General features: G+C 71.7%; 15 protein-coding genes. 6 read left to right on the top strand and 9 right to left on the bottom strand.

From position 1 onward, the window contains the following. The first annotated feature begins 19 nt into the window (after nt 1-19). Complete coding sequence (locus WMF42_RS28245; RefSeq protein ID WP_437685980.1) at nt 20-682, top strand: glutathione S-transferase family protein; 663 nt, start codon at nt 20-22, stop codon at nt 680-682. A gap of 113 nt (nt 683-795) precedes the next feature. Here WMF42_RS28245 and WMF42_RS28250 read toward each other — a convergent pair whose 3' ends face one another. Beyond that, nucleotides 796-2655, bottom strand: a complete 1860-nt coding sequence (locus WMF42_RS28250; protein WP_437685982.1) for a carbohydrate binding domain-containing protein — start codon at nt 2653-2655, stop codon at nt 796-798. Between the two features lie 455 nt (nt 2656-3110). Between WMF42_RS28250 and WMF42_RS28255 the strand changes: the two genes are divergently transcribed. Together WMF42_RS28255 and WMF42_RS28260 are read left to right on the top strand one after the other, a co-directional pair. Beyond that, on the top strand, nt 3111-4697 hold the full coding sequence (locus WMF42_RS28255; RefSeq protein WP_437685984.1) for a S28 family serine protease: 1587 nt from the start codon (nt 3111-3113) through the stop codon (nt 4695-4697). 42 nt (nt 4698-4739) lie between these two features. After that, on the top strand, nt 4740-5255 hold the full coding sequence (locus WMF42_RS28260; RefSeq protein ID WP_434041706.1) for a putative immunity protein: 516 nt from the start codon (nt 4740-4742) through the stop codon (nt 5253-5255). 67 nt (nt 5256-5322) lie between these two features. On the opposite strand, the gene holA is transcribed toward WMF42_RS28260, so the two are convergent. Together holA and WMF42_RS28270 are read right to left on the bottom strand one after the other, a co-directional pair. Continuing rightward, the gene (gene holA / locus WMF42_RS28265) at nt 5323-6375 is read right to left on the bottom strand and encodes a DNA polymerase III subunit delta (protein ID WP_434041707.1); all 1053 of its coding nucleotides are present in this window, start codon (nt 6373-6375) and stop codon (nt 5323-5325) included. Between the two features lie 95 nt (nt 6376-6470). After that, entirely contained in the window at nt 6471-6974 is a 504-nt protein-coding gene (locus WMF42_RS28270) for a hypothetical protein (protein ID WP_437685987.1), read from the bottom strand. 164 nt (nt 6975-7138) lie between these two features. On the opposite strand from WMF42_RS28270, the gene WMF42_RS28275 reads away from it, so the two are divergent. Together WMF42_RS28275 and WMF42_RS28280 are read left to right on the top strand one after the other, a co-directional pair. Continuing rightward, nucleotides 7139-8395, top strand: a complete 1257-nt coding sequence (locus tag WMF42_RS28275; protein WP_061605455.1) for an SLC13 family permease — start codon at nt 7139-7141, stop codon at nt 8393-8395. A gap of 554 nt (nt 8396-8949) precedes the next feature. After that, the gene (locus WMF42_RS28280) at nt 8950-9711 is read left to right on the top strand and encodes an SDR family oxidoreductase (protein WP_061605456.1); all 762 of its coding nucleotides are present in this window, start codon (nt 8950-8952) and stop codon (nt 9709-9711) included. Between the two features lie 77 nt (nt 9712-9788). Here WMF42_RS28280 and WMF42_RS28285 read toward each other — a convergent pair whose 3' ends face one another. The 6 genes from WMF42_RS28285 to WMF42_RS28310 form a co-directional block, all read right to left on the bottom strand. Beyond that, entirely contained in the window at nt 9789-10631 is an 843-nt protein-coding gene (locus WMF42_RS28285; RefSeq protein ID WP_437685989.1) for a CPBP family glutamic-type intramembrane protease, read from the bottom strand. Nucleotides 10632-10755: 124 nt separating this feature from the next. After that, a complete protein-coding gene (locus WMF42_RS28290) occupies nt 10756-11706 on the bottom strand; it encodes an OmpA family protein (RefSeq protein ID WP_437685991.1) in 951 nt (316 codons plus the stop codon). Nucleotides 11707-11723: 17 nt separating this feature from the next. Continuing rightward, nucleotides 11724-12125 (bottom strand): DUF4398 domain-containing protein, encoded by a 402-nt coding sequence (locus tag WMF42_RS28295; RefSeq protein ID WP_437685993.1) that lies wholly within the window; start codon nt 12123-12125, stop codon nt 11724-11726. A gap of 62 nt (nt 12126-12187) precedes the next feature. Then, the gene (locus WMF42_RS28300) at nt 12188-14221 is read right to left on the bottom strand and encodes a DEAD/DEAH box helicase (protein ID WP_437685995.1); all 2034 of its coding nucleotides are present in this window, start codon (nt 14219-14221) and stop codon (nt 12188-12190) included. A 180-nt stretch (nt 14222-14401) separates the two neighbouring features. Next, nucleotides 14402-16288, bottom strand: a complete 1887-nt coding sequence (locus WMF42_RS28305; protein WP_437685997.1) for a glycoside hydrolase family 9 protein — start codon at nt 16286-16288, stop codon at nt 14402-14404. Between the two features lie 461 nt (nt 16289-16749). After that, nucleotides 16750-17649 (bottom strand): 1,4-dihydroxy-2-naphthoyl-CoA synthase, encoded by a 900-nt coding sequence (locus tag WMF42_RS28310; protein WP_061612807.1) that lies wholly within the window; start codon nt 17647-17649, stop codon nt 16750-16752. A 356-nt stretch (nt 17650-18005) separates the two neighbouring features. Here WMF42_RS28310 and WMF42_RS28315 point away from each other — a divergent pair, with 356 nt between their 5' ends. Further along, complete coding sequence (locus WMF42_RS28315; RefSeq protein WP_061612806.1) at nt 18006-19178, top strand: PAS domain S-box protein; 1173 nt, start codon at nt 18006-18008, stop codon at nt 19176-19178. The last annotated feature ends 53 nt before the right edge of the window (nt 19179-19231 follow it).

Genomic DNA, 19231 nt, shown 5'->3' on the forward strand with positions numbered 1-19231 from the left:
TCGCAGGAGAGGACGATCCATGAAACTGTACTTCAGCCGAAACTTGAATCCACGGGTCGCCGTCGCCGTGGCGCGCCACCTCGACGCACCCGTTGAATGCGTCCACGCGGCTCCTCTCGAGCCGTCACAGCAGGAGAAGTTTCGAGCGCTGAATCCGAACCTGCGCCTGCCCATCCTCGTCGAGGGGAACGAGTCGCTCTGGGAGACGGACGCGATCGCGTGCCGCCTTTCGCAGCTCACGGGCTCGGACTTCTGGCGTACGGGCGCCGCGCAACCGGAGATGATCCGCTGGTTGAGCTGGGGCACGCACACCTTCGTCTCCGCGTGCGACAAGGTCCACTTCGAGCGCGTGACGAAGCAGCGCTACGGGCTCGGTCCCATCCGCGACGACCTCGTGGCGGAGGGGCTCTCGGGGTTTGCCGGAGCGGCGACGCTGCTCGATCAGGTCCTGAGCGGCAGGGACTGGCTCGTCGGGAGCGCGGTTTCGTATGCGGACTTTCGCGTGGCGTCGGTGCTTCCGTTCGCGGATCTCGCCGGGCTGCCGCTGGCGGACTACCCGCACGTCGCGGCCTGGCACGCGCGCCTGTGGCAGCTCGACGCCTGGCGCGATCCGTTCGCGGGGCTCGAGGCCCCGGAGCTCCCGGAGGTCCCGCGCTTCGACGCCGCCGGATCGAAGCGTTAGCCGCTTGACGCCGCCCGCGCGTCATCGCCAGGCGACGCGCGGGGGCAGCCTGCTCAGGACCCGAACAGGGACCAGCGTTCGCTGGCCCCTCTTCAGCGACCTGCGCGACGTGCTTACTGCGCCAGACGAACGAGCTTCACGCTGTCCACGGTGACGGCCGCGGTCCCTGCGTTGCCGACGTTGAAGTCGAGGAGCGCCGCGGAGTCCTGCGGGACGTTCGGGAGCTCGAACGAGTAGATGACCCACGCGGGGCCCGCCGCCGCGGTCACGCGACCGTAGCTCGCCCAGTTGTTGTCGCCGTTGCCGTTGCGCCCCAGGTTCACCACGAACGTGCGCACGTCGTCCGCCTTGGCGCGGAATGTCAGCAGGTAGCGCCCCGCCTGCGGCAAGTTGACCGTGGTGCGAGCCTGGATGTGCCACATGTCGGAGCCGGGCTGCTGCACGTTGATGCGCATCTGGCGGCCGTTGAAGTCCGCCCACGCCGAGGCGCCGTTCCAGCTGAGGACCTGCCAGCCGCTGCTGCTCTGGTTTCCCGCGAGCGCGGTGTTGGTCACGTTATCGAACGAGCAGTTGCTCACGAGGTTGAGGGGATCACGGCAAGCGTCGATCAGGCTGACCTTTTCGTGGACCACGCCGCCCAGCAGGCCCGAAAAGGCGCGCCAGCCGAGCGCCAGGTCATCACCTACGAGGCCGATGGGATCGATGCCGCCGTACCCGACGTTGGAGCTGTTGACGCTCTTGTAGAAGTCGCGAATCAGACCGTTCTCGTATGCCCACTGCCCCGACGCGGCATCGCGCTTGTAGAGCGAAAGGCCCTCGTCTCCCCCGCTGACCGTGCTGGCCAGCGTGTCGCCGTGAAGCGCCAGGTGCACGTGGGGGTAGGCAGTCCCCAGAGATTGGTGCGCAGAGATCGAGCCGTCGGCCGCCACCCGGTAAAACGAGAGGTGCTGCTGCGGCATGACGCCGTTGACGAGGAATGTCGCGCCGGACGTGACAGCCAGGTTCCCGGAAGCCATGGCGAGGCTCCGCCCGAAGGCGCCGGTCGAGAAATAGCCGCTCGCGATGGCCACGGAGCTCCAGGTGCTGTCGCCGGCATTCCTGCGGAAGACGCGGACCGAGCCGAGCTCGGCCCCGGCCTCGCCACCGTCGGACCACGGCGATCCGACCGCGACCAGGTCGCCGTCGATCGCGACAGCGGCGCCGGTGAAGCGCTCGTCCGGCTCGTCGAGCGAGAGCTCGAGGACCCACGTGTCGCTCGAGGCGTCGTGGCGGTAGATCTCGAGCACGCTGTGTCGCTTGTAGCCGATCACGAGGTAGTCGTCGGACAGGGCGAGCGCGATGTCTTTGAAGCTGCTGCTCGCGGGGTAGGTGAGCGGGATGCGGGTGAGCGCGCGGCTGATGTTCTGTCCGTTCTCGCGCACCGCGCCGTTGCAGTTTCGCTGACCGCTGACCAGGGGGCACTCCGCCCAGGAGCCGTTGCTCTTCTGGGCGATGAAAACGGAGTTCGCTTGGGGAGAGGCGGGGACATTCGTGCCTCGCGTCGCGAACGCAAGGAAGCGATCCGAGATGGCGAGCTGGCTCCCGGCCTGGAGGTTGAACTGGGCGACTCCAGGGAACTGGTATACGCGCTCGGGCGTGGCGCTCGTCCCGTTCATCAAGTAGACGGCGCCCTGCATCGTGCTGGGGAACGTGGGCTCTGCCTCCCCGCTGATCTTCACGTGCTCCTGGAGCGCGCCCACCAGCGTGAAGGTCCCTGCCCGTGCCATGGTCGTCCCGGCTTCGGGGTACGCCGTGTTGCCGTGCGGCGCGGGCTTACCCACGACCACGCCTGCCGACGCCTGAGCGGCGACCAGACCGATACAACCAGCGAGCACCCCAGCGAGACTTCTGAGCTTGATCTTCTTCGAACCCAACGTCATGAACCAACCTTCTTCTTCGAAATGAGGAAAGCGCCGGCTCAGGCGCTCGCGCACACGGGATGCGTGCGTCGCGGCTCCGAGCTGCGTCGATCCTCTCCGTCACTACATCCGTAGATCGCCGCGTCGCGCCGACGGGGGACTACGCTTGCGCTGCCCTTGCGCTCCGCAGCGCCGCTTCAATGGGTGAACGACGGACGCGCGCACCGCGGATCGCGGCTCGAGAGGCGCCGACTTCGCCGAGCAGCGTCCCTTCTTCGCCTCCACTTGCCGCAGCGCAGGAGCCAGCGCAAGCGTCGCATCGCGCGGCCACGCATTATCTATTGCTCTGATATGCTACCGACGATGCATATTTGCGATACATTAGTCCATAATACGATGAAATGGCAAGGGATTTCTGCCAGGCGCTCCGCGGCCGGCGCAGCGCTGGCTGCGCGACCGGGCCATGAAGGCAGCTTTCCGACGGTGGCATTCCTCCGGACGAGCGCCTCGTTCATGTAGGCTCAGCCATCATGTGCACCCGATACCTGATGTTGCTCGCCTTCACCTCGGCCACCTTGTCGCTTGTCGCCTGCGGAGATGATGCCGGCGCAGACCCCCAGGCCACGGGCGGCGGCGGCGCGGGCGGCGCAGACCCCCAGGCCACGGGCGGCGGCGGCGCGGGCGGCGCAGACCCCCAGGCCATGGGCGGCGGCGGCGCGGGCGGCGCAGACCCCCAGGCCACGGGCGGCGGCGGCGCGGGCGGCGCAGACCCCCAGGCCACGGGCGGCGGCGGCGCGGGCGGCGCAGACCCCCACAGCTCGGACGACATCCTGGATCGGCTCCAGACCGTCGAGGGGCTCACGGTCGAGGAGCTGGACTCGGAGCTTCCGGGCTACCGCTACTTCGTCATGGAGATCGACCAGCCTGCGGATCACGACGATCCGGACGGCGTGCGGTTTCCCCAGCGCCTCGGGCTCCACCACCGGGACGCCGCCGCGCCCGTTGTGATCGCGACCGAAGGCTACGACCTCTGGCCGGAGTACCAGTGGCTCGACGAGCCGACCGAGCTGCTCGCCGGCAACCAGATCCGCGTCGAGCACCGCTTCTTCACGCCTTCCCGCCCGGAGCCTGCGGACTGGTCGCAGCTCACCATCGAGCAGGCGGCCGCGGACATCCACCGCGTCATCGCGTCGTTGAGGCCCTTCTACGAGGGCAAGTGGATCTCCACCGGCGGGAGCAAGGGCGGGATGGCCTCTGTCTACCATCGCCGCTTCTATCCCGACGACGTGGACGGCACCGTGGCTTACGTGACGCCGCACAGCATGGGCAACCCCGACGCGCGCTACCTCGAGTTCGTGGCCGAGCGCGGCGATGCGGCCTGCCAGGACGCGCTCCGGGAGTTCCAGCGCGAGGTGCTGCTGCGGCGCCCGGCGATGCTGGCGCGCATGGAGGCCGACGCCGCGGCAGAGGGCTTCTCCTACGACCTGCTCGGCATCGAGAGGGTCCTGGAGACAGCGGTCGTCGACTCCGCCTTTGCCTTCTGGCAGTACATGGACGCGACCTCCTGCGACACCGTCCCCACCGCGGCGTCGGACGACGAGGACGTCTGGGCCTTCCTCGATAGGGTGAGCCAGCCCTCGTTCTACAGCGATCCCTCCCTCCTCGTGTACGAGCCCTACTACTGGCAAGCGGCGGTGCAGCTCGGTTATCCGGCGATCGCGACGGATCACCTCGCCGATCTCCTCATCTACCCCGACGCCGACACGGCCGCGTCGTTCATCATCCCTGGGCCCGGCAAGACTCCTGTCTTCGATCCCGGGGCGATGCCGGACATCTCCGCCTGGCTCACCGCCGAGGGCGAGCGGCTGATGTTCCTTTACGGCGAGAACGACCCGTACACGGCCGCCGCGTTCGACGTCGGGGAGGCTCGGGACTCGCACCGCTTCGTCGTGCCGGGTGGAAACCACTTCTCCCGCCTGGGCGATCTCGCGCCGCCCGAGCGCGATATCGCCCTCGGCGCGCTCGCGTCGTGGGCCGGTGTCTCGCCGGTTCACGACGACAGCGCGCGTGCGCCCCGCATGCAGCTCCGCGGCCATCGGTGGGTCATGCGGCGCTGAGCGCAGCCGCCCTTCCCGTGGACAGTGCTAAGGAGGAGCACCATGATTCTTCCCAAGAAGCGTGACCCGCGGTTCATCACCATCCGCCGCGGAGGGCTCCTGGATGACGGCACCCATCACGCGCTGGCGCTCTGGGCCGCAGACTGCGCGCAGCACGTCGTCGGGTTGTTCGATGAATCCTGCCCAGGCGACGACAGGCCGCGTAGAGCGATCGCGCTGGTGCGGGCGTGGACCCGAGGCGAGGCCACGATGAAAGAGTGTCACAAGGCGGCGTTCGCCTCCAACGCCGCGGGCCGCGAGGCGCCCCTCGCCGCCCGGCTCGCCGCCCTTTCGGCGGGCCAGGCGGTGGCCGTGGCGCATGTGGCCGCCCATGAGCTGGGGGCGGCGGCGTACGCCATCAGGGCTGCCAGGGAGGCCGCGCCACCGGGCCAAGGGGACGCGGCTGCGCGAGCCGAACGCCAGTGGCAGTGGGAACAGCTGCCCGACGGAATACGAGACCTCGTCCTCGACGACCAGAAGCTGCGAAACGCGCTCTGCTGGGACGTGTTCGTCGACTGAGCCGACGCGCTGCCACGAGGGACGCCCTCGTCCAGCGGCGGGATCTCCGGCGCGCGAGGCGATCCGCTCAGCGCGAGCACATCTCGATCAGCATCGTCTCCAGCACCGCCTGCGCCGGGCGGCGGCTGCTCTTCAGCGCGAGGTCGGTCTCGGCGAGCATGCGCATCCAGCCGGCGAGCGCGCCCTTCGGGAGCTGGCGGACCGACTGCGCCACGTCGTTCGCCTTGAACGGCGCCACCCCGGCGCGCTGAGCGGCCTCGGCCTGGCTCGCGCCCGCGGCGAGCGCCGACTCGAACTTCACCATCTGCCGGACCGACCACGACACCGCCCCGAGCAGGCGCAGCCCGCCGTCGCGCGGGTCGTACGCGTCGGCGAGCGCCGCGAGCGCGCGGTCGAGGCGCCGCCTCCCGAGCGCGTCGATGAGCTCCCAGACGGTGCTCTGCCGGACGCGGATGACAACCTGCGCGATCGCGTCCTCGGTGATCGGCTGCTTCGGCCCCACGTACAGCGAGAGCCGCTCGATCGCGTCGACAACGTAGCCGAGCTCGGGCCCGGCGAGCTCGGCGAGCTGCTCGGCCACGTCGCTCGCGATCGGGTTGCCCTTGTCGCGGGCCATGGTCGTGATGAAGCCGGGCAGCGCGCGCCGGTTCAGCGGCTCGCACGCGACGAGGAAGTCGCCCTTCTTCGCGGTGGTGACGAGCCGGCGCTGGCCGTGGAGCTTCGGCGCGACGAGGACGAGGACCGCGCTCGGCGACGGCGCCTTGGCGTACTCCGCGAGCGCGTCGAGCGGGCTGAGCTGCTTCGACACCCCCCGCTTGCCGCCCGCGCCGGCGCGCTCCTCCTCCCCGTCGCCGTCGTCGCTGTCATCCTTCTTCTCCCACCGGTCGACGCCGCGGACGAGCACGAAGCGGCGCGGGCCCATCATCGGGAGCATGCGGGCGGCGCCGAGGATCGACTCGATCGGCGCGTCGCCCGCGGTGAACTTGTCCTCGTTGAAGCCGGCGATCCCCCCCTTGGCCGCCGCCTCCCGGATCGCGCTCACCACGCGATCGACGAGCCAGCGCTCCTCGCCGAGCACCAGGTAGACAGGGCGGAGCGCGCCGGTTGTCGCTTCCTTCAAGGCTTGGTCGGGCGTCACCGCTCCGGCATCGGGCGTTCAGGCGGGTGCGTCAAGGGCGACGCGCTCACGCCCGGCCCGACGAGCCCGGGCCTCCGTCACGGCAGCGAGAACGGGACGTCCACGCGCACGTTCGCGCCCGGCGGCGCGATCTCGACCGGCGGCAGCGCGCCGACGAGGCACGCGGTGACCTCGGGGCGCGCTGTCTCGCGGTCCTCGATGATGCCGCGCGCGATCTGCCGGCCTTGCGCGTCGAACGTGATGTTGAAGACGTACCTCACCGCGCGCGGCTCGGGCTGCGCCGGCGGCGCGGAGGCCGCCGGCCTGTAGCAGCGCTCCACGAGCGCCGGCCTGTGCGCGTCGAGCGCGCGCGCCGCCTGCCGCGCGATCTCGTCGCGCGACACGCCCGGCGCCGTCGCGCCCGCGCGCTGCACCGGCGGCGCGGAGGCCGCCGGCCCGGCCTGGATCGCTTCCGCCCCGTCGACGGCGCGCGCGTCCGGGGCGACGGCGGCCGGGCCGTGGCGGAGGCCGAGGTAGACAGCGGCGGCGATCATGGCGCTGCCGAGGAGGATCGCGGTGGGGGTCGAGAGCTGCCTGCCCATGCCTTGGCGGTTCCGCGGAGCCCGGGAGCTCCGCCCCCGCGCCGGTCCACGGTCGTGGCTGCTTAGCCGGAATGCGCGCCGGCGGCGAGGCGCCTCCGCGCCCGCCCGGCCGCCGCGCCGCGGCCGTTTGACAGCCGCGCGCCGGATCGCTCTGATGCCGCGCCGTGTGGTCCGTCCTCCTTGTGTTCGCCGCGACGTACGTGCTCATCGCGGCGCGGCGCCTGGCCGTCCTGCCGATCGGACGCCCTGCCGGCGCGCTCGCCGGCGCGTGCGCCATGGTCCTCCTGAGCGCGCTCGACCCCGGCGCCGGCCTGACCCCGCACGAGGCGTTCGCGGCGATCGAGCCGAACACCATCGGCCTCCTGCTCGGGATGATGCTGCTCGCGGCGTCGCTCGAGCTGGCCGGCGTCTTCGAGCGCGCCGCCGCGTGGGTCGCGCGGCGGAACCTGTCGCCGGTCCGCCTCCTCTACCTCGTCACGCTCGGCGCCGGGCTCGCCTCCGCGGTGCTGCTGAACGACTCGGTCTGCGTGATGCTCGCGCCGCTCGTCGACCGGACCGCCCGGCGCGCGGGGCTCGATCGCGTGCCGTACCTCCTCGCGCTCGCGATGGGCGCCAACGCCGGCAGCGCGCTCACGCTCGCGGGCAACCCGCAGAACATGCTCGTCGGCCACCTCTCCGGCATCTCGTACCGCACGTACCTGCTGGAGGCGGGCCCGGCGGCGCTCGTCGGGCTCGCCGTCACGGCCGTGACGCTGCACCTCCTGCTCCGCCGCCGGATCGCGGCGCGCGCCTTCCCCCCCGAGGCCGCGCCCGAGCCCGCGCCGCCGTCGTCGCGGGACGCGCGGCCGAGCGCCCTCGCGCCGCTCGTCTGCATCGCTGTCGTCTCGGTCCTCTTCGTGCTCGGCGCGAACCTCGCGTGGACGGCGATCGGCGGCGCGACAGCGGCCATCCTGCTGCACCGGCGCGACGCGACCGGCCTGTTCGAGCGGGTCTCGTGGACGGTGCTCGTGTTCTTCGGCGCCCTCTTCATCGTCGTGGCGGGCCTGCAGAAGACCGGCATGCCCGAGCAGGCGCTGCGCGCGGCCAGCCCCTTCCTGCCCGCGGGGCCGACGATGGGCGTCCTCGGGCTGAGCATCGCGATGCTCGTCGGCTGTCAGATCGTCTCGAACGTCCCCTTCATCCTGCTCGCCGAGTCGTACATCCAGAGCCAGCCCGATCCGCACCTCGCCTGGATCGCGACGGCCCTTGTCTCCACCCTCGCGGGCAACCTCACCCTGCTCGGCTCGGTGGCGAACATCATCGTCGTCGAGACCGTCGGCGCCGAGCGCGAGATCGGCTTTCGCGCCTACGCCCGGGTGGGGGTCCCGGTGACGCTCGCCTCGACCGCCGCCGCGCTCCTCTGGCTCCTGCTCGTGCGCTGAGCCGCGCGCCGAGCCGCCCGTTCACCAGGGCCGCCGCCGCGCGCCGGACGCACCGTGTCGATCAGAGCCGTGCCTGCCCCAGCGCCCCGGGGGGGCGCCTATGCCGCGCCGCGGCGAGGTCGGGCTGCCGCCCCGGCGCCGCCCTGCGCCGCCCGTCGATCCACGCGTGGACCACCGTGATCCCCACCGCGGCACAGAAAGCAGGGCTCACGGCGAGCATCACGAGAGGTCGAAGGGCCCGAGGAAAGGCGCGCGTTTTCATGTGACCCAGCATACACCCGCCAGCACGGGTGGAGTAGCGCGCTGCGTCGAGACAGCGTCGAATTCGGAGGGACGAGCAGCCCGCACCCGATGCCATTGAAGAACGGCAGACGGAAAAATCTTGTATTGCTGGATCACACTGTCTACACCTGCGTGACCGATCTCGACCCCCTGCGCGGCGCGGCCCGCAGCGCCGTCGCGGCGAGCGCGGCTCTCGGAGGCGCGCCAGAGCGGCCGCTCTCCCGCGCGGAGGTGAGCGAACCGCTGTCACCCATCTCCTGGAGAGGCCCTGAATGGCGCACGAGCTATCGAAACGAGTCGCCCTTGTCACCGGCGCTTCCCGCGGCCTCGGCGCGGCCATCGCGCGCAAGCTCGCGGGCTCCGGCGCGCGGGTGGCGATCAACTACTTCGGCGGGCGCGAGGGGGCGACGCGCGTGGTCGAGGACATCCGCCGGGACGGCGGCGAGGCCGAGGCGTTCCAGGCCGACGTGCGCGACGAGCGGGACGTCCTCCGCCTCGTGGGCGAGGTGCGGGCGCGCTTCGGCCCCGTCGAGGTGCTCGTGCTCAACGCGACGGGCCCGCAGCCGTACGCGAAGCTCGAGGAGCTGACCTGGCGTCACTGCCTCGACCAGCTCGAGTTCTTCGTGAAGAGCCCGGTCCTCCTCTCGCAGGCGGTGGTGCCCGAGATGAAGGAGCGCCGCGCGGGGCGGATCATCAACATCGGCTCCGAGGTGTTCGAGCAGGGCGTCCCCGAGTTCTCGAGCTACGTCTCGGCGAAGGGCGCGCAGCTCGGCCTCACGCGCTCGTGGGCGCAGGAGCTCGGCCCGTGGGGGATCACGGTCAACCTGGTCGCGCCCGGCTGGATCCCTGTCGAGCGCCACGCCAGCGAGGGCCTCACCGACGCCCAGAAGCAGTCCTACGCGTCGGGCAACGCGCTCCGGCGCATGGGGACGCCGGACGAGATCGGCGATGCCGTCGCGTTCCTCGCGTCCGACGCCGCCAGGTTCATCACGGGCCAGAAGCTGTCCGTGAACGGCGGCAGGACCCTGGCCTGACGTCCATCCCCGGCCTCCCGCCCCGCGACAGCGTGAGAAAGAAAGAGCCGCCGTCCGCGCGGGAGCGTCGAGCTTCGCTACAAGAGCCCCTGGTGGGAGAGGGAGAGCAGGTCCATCGACGTCGCGACAGCGACGTGGATCGCGCACCCGCCCCAGATGGAGTCGCTCTTCAGGCTCACCGTGCCGAGGATGAACCCGGCGAGCACCGAGCCGAGGGTCTCGGGCAGCGGCTTGCCGAAATGGATCATCGTGTAAGGCACCATCATGACGAAGATGGATGAATAGCCGAGCGCGCGGCGGATCCCGTGGATGAAGAAGCCGCGGTAGAAGAACTCCAGCGCGACGAACTGCGCGGCGTAGAGGGCCTCCCACCCCCAGAACCACGGCCACAGGTCCTCGCCCCGCGCGAGCTTGTAATAAGGGTACTTCGCCTGGAAGGCCGGCGAGAGCGACGCGACGTACAGCACGGGCGCCATCACCGCGAAGAAGAAGGCATAGATGGACAGGTGCCGCGCCGTCCCGCGGACGCGCAGGCCGAGGCTCCGGATCGGGTCGCGCAGCACGAGGCGGGCGACGAGGAGGGTCGGGACCAGATAGCCGGTGAGGCGGCCGACCGCCCAGACGATCCGCTGGTGAAACCGGCGGTCCGGAGAGGTGTTCAGCGCGTCGTGGAGCCGCGCCGCGAGGTCGTCGAGGCCCACGGCGCGCAGGCCCTGGACCATCCAGCGCGTGTCGTTCTCGTTGCCGGCGAAGCGGACGAAGATGAGCACGCCGATCACCGTGAGAAACACGCTCACGATACGGCGGCTGACCTCACCCGCCGGCGTTGTGGTCCGGTAGAGCGCGGCCTCGGCGTCGAGCCGGTCGCGCAGGTCGATCACGTACTCCTGCCAGATGCCGCGGAAAAAGCGTCCGATCACGCGCGGTGCTTATCACCGCGGGCGGCCGCGACACAACGCGGAAGCCCGTGGTGACGTTGCGCTCCCAGGGAGTCGCGCGCGCCGGGCCGCCACCCCGGAGGGGCGCGCGGCCCCTCGGCGCGGATCACTGCGTGTTGGTGGGATTGACGATGATCTCGACGCGCCGGTTGTTGGCGCGGCCCTCGACGCTCGCGTTGTCCGCCACCGGGCGGTCCGGCCCGTGGCCGACGGTCGAGATCTTGTCGGCGGGGAGCCCCACGCTGATGAGGTGGGCCTTCACGGCGTCGGCGCGCTCGAGCGAGAGCTTGCGGTTCGCCTGGGCGGAGCCGGTCGAGTCGGTGTGCCCCTCGATCCGGAGCGGCGGCGAGCCCTGGTCCTTCAGGGTGGTCGCGACCTGGTTGAGCTTCTCCTTGGCGATCGGCAGGAGCTCGGACTTGCCCGAGGCGAAGAGCACGGCGCCGGAGAGCGTGATGACAACGCCGCGCTTCTCCTCCTTCACCGCGGCGATCTCCTTCAGGCTCGCGAGCGCCGCGTTCGCGACGCGCTCGGCCTCCCGCCGCGCCGCCTCGGCCTCCTTGCGGGCCTTCTCGGCCTCGCCGCGCGCGCTCTCGGCCTGGACCCGCGCGCTTTCGGCCTGGGCGCGCGCCTGGCGCTCGCGCTCGATCTGCTGCTGGTTCGTCTGCAGCGCGTCCTTCGCGGTGGCGAGCTGCTGGTGCGAGAGCTCCTTGAAGCTCGCCTCGGCCTCGGCCTTGTCGCGCTGCGCCTGCTCGAGCGCCGCCGCCGCCTCGGCCTCCCGCGCCTTGCGGTCGGCGATGTAGGCGAGGTCGCGCGCCTGCTGCGCCTCGGGGTCCTCGTTGAACGCCCCCTCGGCGCGGGAGAGCGCCTGCTTCGCCGTGTCGAGCTGGGCGGGCGCGAGGCTCGCCGCCGGGCCCTGGGCCGCGCGCTTGTAGCTCGTGCGGGCCTCGACGAGCTCCTTCGGCGGCAGCGCCGCGCTGCACCCCGACGCCGCGTAGAGCGCCGCGCACAGCGCGAGGGACCGGCCCGGCAAGGACAGGATCTTCACCCCAGAAGCCATCACCTTCACCTCTCGCTTCACTTGATCCCCGCCTGCTCGAGCTGCTCGACCTGCTTCAGCGCGTCCTGCGCCTGGGCCTGCGTGGCGCGCGCCTTCGCGATCGCCAGCGCGAGCTCGGCGTCCGCCTCGGCGCGCTCGAGGAGCGGCAGCGCGGCCTCGTTCTCGCCGGCCTGCATGAGCTGCCTGGCCTGCTCGATCTGCTCGTTGGCGAGCTTCAGGTGGAGGGTGGCTTGCGGGTCAGCCCCGGCGCCCACCTCGTCGGCCGCGCGGATGGCGGCCTGCGACGCGGCGAGCTGGTCGTTCGGCGGGGGCACGCTGCCGCCGCATCCGACGAGGGCAAGACCGAGCAATGCTGCGAGCACCGCGGCCGGGCTCGCAGGACGGCGTGTGGCTGGCTTGTTGTTCGGGCTTCGGTTCACCCGTCCCTTGTACAACACCCGAGGTCGTCAAGAAATCAGGAAACCCCTGCCTTTCAAGGCAATTATCCCGTAGCGCGCGGGCCCAGCGGCCGGCGCGGCGGCGGCCGGTCTTCCGGCCTGTCGACGCGCATCGAGCTCGCGCGAACGATGCGGATCCGCGCGTCGCGCGCGTCGGGCTGGTTGACCGCGCGCGCGAAGTCGGGCGCCGCGGGGGAGGCCACCTCGACGACGGACGCTGTGCTGCCGATCCGGATCGCGCCGATCTGCTGGCTCGACACGCCGCCGCGGCGGCACACGAGGGCGAGCAGGCGCCGGGGGTCGGCGCCGTGGCGCTCCCCCCAGTTGACCTCGAAGGGCACGAACGGCAGGCGCGGGGCGTGCTCCGCGTCGCCGCGGCGAGCGACGTCGCCGCGGCGAGCGACGTCGCCTCGGAGAGCAGCGCCGCCGAGGCGGCCGGCGTCGTCGCGACGACCGGCGGAGCGGTACACGGCGCCGCCGTGGCGAGCGGCGTCGCCGCGGTGACCGGCGCGATCGCGCGACGGCGGCTCGGACCGGGGCGGCGCGACGGCGGTGACGGGCTGCGGCGCGCAGGGGCCTGTGTGCTTCGCCCGCGCGAGGAGCGCCGCGACGAGCTCGGTGGCGTCCATGTCCGCGAGCAGGCGCGCGGCGAGCTGCAGGAGCCGCGGCTCGGGCGCGGGGCCCGACCGCTCGCGCGAGCGCTCTCCGGAAGCCTCGGCGGCGCGCTCTCCGGCCGCGTCGGCGGCGCGCTCTCCGGCCGCAGCGTCGGCGGCGCGCTCTCCGGCCGCAGCGTCGGCGGCGCGCTCTCCGGCCGCAGCGTCGGCGCCCGCGTCGGCCGCGCCGGCCGCGTCGACCCGCCGCGCGGGGGCGAGCTCGGCCGCGAGCCGCTCGTCGGCGGCGCGCAGCACGTCGGCGGGCGACGGGGTGGGCCGGAACGTGACCTCGACGCGCGCGCGCCGGAGCAGCCTGAGCGCGTGCTCTCGCGCGAACGGCGCGACGAGCAGCACGCTCGTCCCCTTGCGGCCCGCCCGGCCGGTGCGGCCGCTCCGGTGCGTGTAGATCTCGGGGTCGCCCGGGGGATCGGCGTGGATGACGCGCCCGACCTCGGGCACGTCGATGCCGCGCGCGGCGACGTCGGTCGCGACGAGCGTGGTGATGGCGCCCGAGCGGAACGCGTCGAGCGTGCGCGTGCGCTCGCGCTGCTCGAGGTCGCCGCTCAGGGCGCCCGCGGGCAGGCCCATCGCGGTGAGCTTGTCGGCGAGCTCGGCGGCGCCCTCGCGCGTGCGAACGAAGACGAGCGTGCGCTCGCCGGGCGCGAGGAGCAGCAGGTTCACGAGCGCCGCGTCGCGCTCGGCCGGCAGCACGAGGTGCGCGACGTGCGCGATGTCGCCGTTGGCCGCGCCGGGGCGCGTGCCCTCGACGCTCACCGCGTCCCGCTGGAAGCGATCGGCGAGCGCGCGGACGTCGCGCGAGAAGGTGGCCGAGACGAGGTGGGTCTGGCGGTCCCCGGGCATCCGGCCGGCGATCGCCTCGAGCTCGTCGCGGAAGCCGAGGTCGAGCATCTGGTCCGCCTCGTCGAGCACGAGGGCGACGACGCCGCGCGGATCGACGGTCCCGCGCTCGAGGTGGTCGAGCAGGCGGCCGGGCGTGCCGGCGATGACGAGCGGATCGCGGCGCAGCGAGCGCGCCTCCGCGCCGAAGCTCGTGCCGCCGGTGACGCAGGCGACGCGCGCGCCGAGGGGCGCGAGGAGCCAGCCGAGCTCGCCGGCGATCTGCGCGGCGAGCTCGCGCGTGGGGGCGATGATCACCGCGGCAGGGGCGGCCGCGGCCCGGGGCGCGCCCTCGGGCGAGGCCGCGGCGGCGCGCTCGGCGACGGCGCGCTCGAGGCGGGGGGCGAGCGCGAGGCCGATGGCCACTGTCTTTCCCGAGCCGGTCTGCGACGAGACGCGGAGGTCGCGGCCGGCGAGCTCCGGCGCGAGGACGGCCTGTTGAACGGGGGTGAGGGAGGTGAAGCCGCGGCGGGCGAGCGCGCCCGCGAGCGGCGCGGGCAAGGCGTCGATCAGTGATTCTGGATTCATGAAAGCCGCGCAATCTAGCAGATGCTGGACGGCTGTCGCGGCCAATCGCACATCGCGCGCTGTAGCGCGCGGCGCTCGCCACCGCTGGCCCCGCCGTGGTGGCCGGGGCCGGGCGGCGGTTCGTGGGGGCCCGGCGGTGCGTGGGGGCCGTGGGTCGGTGTGACCGCACGGCGCTTCACGTCACTGGCCGGCCTGGGTGCCCTTCTCGTCGAGCCAGGACACGACCCACGCGAACGGGCCGTTCCAGTTGATCGTGATCTCGTTGACCGACCACGCCTCGATGTCGTCGATATAGCACTTCTGGGGCGCGCACGCGGCGTCGATCTGCTCCATGGCCACCGGGTCCTGCCGCGCGGTGTTGGGTCCACCGGAGACAGCTCCCGGCGGGGCGGCCGGGTACTCGTCGCTGATCTGGGCAGCCCAGAAGCGATGGTGCGGGTTCTTCAGCGGGCTCTCGCCGTAGCCGGAGACATAGGACTTGTCCATCGCGTTGCGCCCGAGGATGTAGTCCGCGCCCGACACAACGCCGTCGAGGTACTTCTGCTCGCCGGTGAAGTCGTGCGCCAGCGCCAGGACGACCATGTTGTTGAGCACGAACGAGTTGGAGCCCCAGGGATACCCGGTCTCGTCCGCCTTGAAGGGCACCCGGTACCCCTCCGCGCCGAGGACGTCGAGGTACTTGTCGGCGATGGCGGTCAGCTGGGTCCGGGCCGCCTCGCGCTCCGCCGCGGCGTGCTGGGCGTCGACGACGGCGAGCGAGATGGCGCCCAGCCCGTCGACCTGCCCCCACGTCATGGCGCTGAACGTGCCGGGCGCGCCGAGGAGCTCCTCGCTGTAGGGCGAGGCGGCGAGCTCGGCCTGGTACTTGGCGTCGCCCGTGGTGATGAAGAGCTCGGCGGCCGCCCAGTAGAACTCGTCGCTCAGCTCGCCGTCGCCGTAGGCGCCGCCGCCCACGACCTCGCCCTCGTTCGGGATGACCTTCGGGTTCGCCTTCGCCGCGTCCCACGCCCGCGTCGCGGCCTCGAGGCACGCCTCGGAGAACGCGGGGTCGAGCTCGCGCCAGATGCGCGCCGCCTGCGCCGCGGAGGCGGCCACGTTGAGCGTCGCCGCCGTGCTGACCGGGCGCAGATACCGCGGCTCCAGATCCTCGTGCGGGGCCAGCGGCAGGCCGGTCCACGTCGCGTCGTGGATCTTGTGGTGCACCATGCCCGCGTTGGCCTCGCCCTCGGGCACCTGCATCTTGAGGAAGAACTCGATCTCCCACCGGGCCTCGTCGAGGAGGTCCGGGATCTCGTTCATGTTCTCGGGGATCTTCAGCTTGCCGTCGCCGAAGTCGCCCACGGTGGACCCGAGCGCGACGAGGCGCTCGTACTGGTTCAGCAGCGTCCACGCGGAGATACCGCCGTTCACCACGTACTTGCCGTGATCGCCGGCGTCGTACCACCCGCCGGTGACGTCGAGCGTGTACGTGCAGCCGATGCCCTCGGCGCAGGGCGCCTGGTCCGGCATGTGCCCCGCCGGGCGCGCGTGGTCCGCGCCCACGTACTGCTCCAGGATCTCGATGCCGGAGCGGTTGTGATAGAAGTAAGCGAGCGCGTCGTACTTCATCTGAGAGTAGATGGTCGGGCTCACGTCGAACGGGTGGCTCGACACGTCCCCGACGCGCAGCGTGAACCCCTGGCCGGCCGCGACGAAGTCGGTGAAGTCGATGGTGTGCACGTGCTCGCCGGAGCTCGCGTCGTTGCCCACGACCCGGGTCGCCCCCCGGGCCATCACCGTGCCGCCCGCGTCGACGAGCTGCCACTCGTGCGGCTTGTCCGACGCCGCGACGACCGTCGCGAACTTGGCTGCGTTCGGCAGGTACCCGACCTGGTTGACGCGGATCAGCTCATCGCCGGACGGCGGCACCGTCTCGACCTGCTCCTCGCCGCCGCCCGCGCCGCCCGCGCCGCCCGCGCCCCCGGCGCCGCCCGCGCCCCCGGCGCCGCCCGTCCCCGACGCGCCCGACCCGCCCGTGCCATTCGAGGGATCGTCGCCGCCGCAGCCGACGGCGGCGAGGCCGCCCACGAGCGCCAGAAGGAGCGGCCCCCCCAGAGACAGCCACGAACGCCTCCAACCAGCCGACCTTGAAGCCAAAAGCATCATCAGCATCTCCAGCTAAAGTTGACAGTCCCGCAGCAGAGACGACGCGCACGGAACCTTATGACCGCGCCACAATCGATGGAGTCCGTGTCCTTGTCAAGCGCAGATGCAGGCCCAGGGAGCGTCGAGATCTCGTGACGTCGTCGCTCCGGGTATCACGCGTTGCGGCGTCATCGAGATCACGCGTCGCGGCGTTGTGAACGCGCCGTATCCCGTGCGTCAACAGCAAAATTTTGCAAGCATACCCGAACAGGCGGCCGCGACAGCCGCGCCGCGAGCGCCGGGATCAACGGGATTTTTATTATAAATTTCGGACACTTGCGCGCGATCGTCTGCCGCCCGGGGCGGGCGGCGGCGCGCGCCGGGGACCGGGCGGCGCGCCTCGATCAGTAGTGCCAGGGAAAGCGCTTGAAGTCGGGACGGCGCTTCTCTAAAAAGGCGTCTCGGCCCTCCTGCGCCTCCTCCGTGCCGTAGGCGAGCCGCGTCGCCTCTCCGGCGAAGAGCTGCTGTCCGACCAGCCCCTCGTCAGGCAGGTTGAAACCGTACTTCAGCATCCGCATCGCGGTGGGGCTCTTCGAGTTGATGATCGCGCCCCACCGGAGCGCCTCCTCCTCGAGCTCGGCGTGGGGGACGACGGCGTTGACCATCCCCATCGCCGCCGCCTGCTCTGCCGTGTAGTCGAGCCCGAGAAAGAAGATCTCCCGCGCCTTCTTCTGCCCGACCTGCCGCGCGAGCAGCGCCGAGCCGTACCCGCTGTCGAAGCTCGCGACGTCCGGGTCCGTCTGCTTGAACATCGCGTGCTCTCGGCTCGCGAGGGTCATGTCGCAGACGACATGGAGGCTGTGACCTCCGCCGGCCGCCCAGCCGGGCACCACCGCGATGACCACCTTGGGCATGAACCGGATGAGCCGCTGCACCTCGAGGATGTGGAGTCGGCCGAGCCGCGCCGGATCGGCCTGCCCCGCGCTCTCGCCCTCGTACTTGTATCCATCCTTCCCGCGGATGCGCTGGTCTCCGCCGGAGCAGAACGCCCAGCCGCCGTCCCTGGGAGAGGGCCCGTTGCCGGTGATCAGCACACAACCCACGTCCGCGGTCGTGCGCGCGTGCTCGAGCGCCGTGTACAGCTCGTCGACGGTGCGCGGGCGAAACGCGTTGCGCACCTCGGGGCGGTTGAACGCGATGCGCACGGTGCCCTGGTCGAGGGCGCGGTGGTACGTGAGGTCCTCGAACGAGAACCCTTCGACCTCACGCCAGCGCGCCGGGTCGAAAATCGCAGAGACTGTCATGGTCCACTCCTTGTAGGCGCGGACCCTACCCGCCTCATGGTGGCCTGGCAACCGTGGGGACACCGACAGTGGGCGCCGGCCAGAGACGCGCGCAGTGGGCGCCGGCCAGAGACGCGCGCCTACCCACGGCTCCGGCCGCTCCTTTCGGTCGCCGCCAGGGGGCCACCGACGCCCTTGACATAAAAGTCGATCTCGTGGACAAGCGAGCTTCGACGCATCGGTGGGGTCGACCTCGCTTTGGCCGCGCGCCCGCGCGCTCCGGCGGACGGCGCTCACCTGCGTTCTGGGAACAGCGGACAGGCGGACGGACGCAGCGGGGAAGCGCGCGCCGTGACCGCACAGGGGAGGACGCGGGCTTGAGCTACGAAAAGCTTTTCCAGGTCTCCGCAGGACTGCTGGCCACGGCGGACGCGCGCGGCCACTTTCAAGATCTGAACCCCGCCTGGGAGCGGACGCTCGGCTGGTCGCTCGACGAGCTCAGGGGCAAGCCGTTCATCGATTTCGTCCACCCGGCCGATCGCGAGGCCACGCTCGCGGAGACGGCCGGCCTCTTGCAGGGCCACACGACGGTCCGGTTCGATAACCGCTATCGGTGCAAGGACGGGTCGTACAGGTGGCTCGGCTGGGCCGCGAGCGTGGACATGGCCGACGCCCCCGAGCAGCGCCTCATCTACGCCACGGCGATCGACGTGACGAGCGACCGGGAGCGGGCGGAGCAGCTCGCGCGGGTGACGGAGCTCGCCACGGTGTACGAGAAGCTGTTCCGGGTCTCGGTGGGCCTGCTCGTGACGCTGGACGCAGACGGGTATTTCCGCCACGCGAACCCGGCCTGGCAGCAGACCCTCGGCTGGTCCCCCGAGGAGATGACCGCGAGGCCGTTCATCGATTTCGTTCATCCCGACGACCGCGAGGCGACTGTCGCCGAGGCCACCGCCCTGTTCCAGGGCCGCACGACCATCCGGTTCGACAACCGCTATGAGTGCAAGGACGGCTCGTACAGGTGGCTGGCGTGGACCGCGCACATGGACGCGACCGAGGAGCCGTCGCGCCGCCTCGTCTACGGCACCGCCCACGACGTCACCCCCTACAAGGAGGTGCTCGGGGAGCTCGAGCGGACGCTCGCGCGGCTCCGCGACTCGATGCAGGCGATGTCGACGCCGCTCATCCCGATCACCGATCGCATCGTGGTCATGCCGCTCGTGGGTCAGATGGACTCGGAGCGGATCGGACAGGTGATGTCGGTCGCGCTCGATGGAGTCCAGTCGACGCAGGTGCAGATTGTCATCCTCGACGTGACAGGGCTCAAGGAGATCGACACGCGCGTCGCCTCCGCGCTCGTCGACACAGCCAGGGCGCTGCAGCTCCTCGGCGCAAGGACCATCCTGACCGGCATCCGGTCGGCGGTGGCGCAGACGCTCGTCGGGCTGGGGCTCGATCTGGCGGGCATCCTCACGAAGAGCACCCTCCAGAGCGCCATCACCTTCGCGCTGCAGAGCGGCCAGATCCCGGCCCACGCCCGCCCCCTGTGACGACCGCCGGCGGGGCGCGCGCAGCGGCGGAGCCCCCGACCACCGCCCGCGCG

The sequence above is a fragment of the Sorangium sp. So ce176 genome (assembly GCF_051519835.1).
GTDB lineage: Bacteria > Myxococcota_A > Polyangia > Polyangiales > Polyangiaceae > Sorangium > Sorangium cellulosum_G.

What these genes read in the sequence shown, in the direction of transcription:
- WMF42_RS28245 (WP_437685980.1), top strand. Translation starts at nt 20, where the DNA reads ATGAAACTGTACTTCAGCCGAAACTTGAATCCACGGGTCGCCGTCGCC.
- WMF42_RS28255 (WP_437685984.1), top strand. Translation starts at nt 3,111, where the DNA reads ATGTGCACCCGATACCTGATGTTGCTCGCCTTCACCTCGGCCACCTTG.
- WMF42_RS28260 (WP_434041706.1), top strand. Translation starts at nt 4,740, where the DNA reads ATGATTCTTCCCAAGAAGCGTGACCCGCGGTTCATCACCATCCGCCGC.
- WMF42_RS28270 (WP_437685987.1), bottom strand. Translation starts at nt 6,974, where the DNA reads ATGGGCAGGCAGCTCTCGACCCCCACCGCGATCCTCCTCGGCAGCGCC.
- WMF42_RS28280 (WP_061605456.1), top strand. Translation starts at nt 8,950, where the DNA reads ATGGCGCACGAGCTATCGAAACGAGTCGCCCTTGTCACCGGCGCTTCC.
- WMF42_RS28290 (WP_437685991.1), bottom strand. Translation starts at nt 11,706, where the DNA reads ATGGCTTCTGGGGTGAAGATCCTGTCCTTGCCGGGCCGGTCCCTCGCG.
- WMF42_RS28300 (WP_437685995.1), bottom strand. Translation starts at nt 14,221, where the DNA reads ATGAATCCAGAATCACTGATCGACGCCTTGCCCGCGCCGCTCGCGGGC.
- WMF42_RS28310 (WP_061612807.1), bottom strand. Translation starts at nt 17,649, where the DNA reads ATGACAGTCTCTGCGATTTTCGACCCGGCGCGCTGGCGTGAGGTCGAA.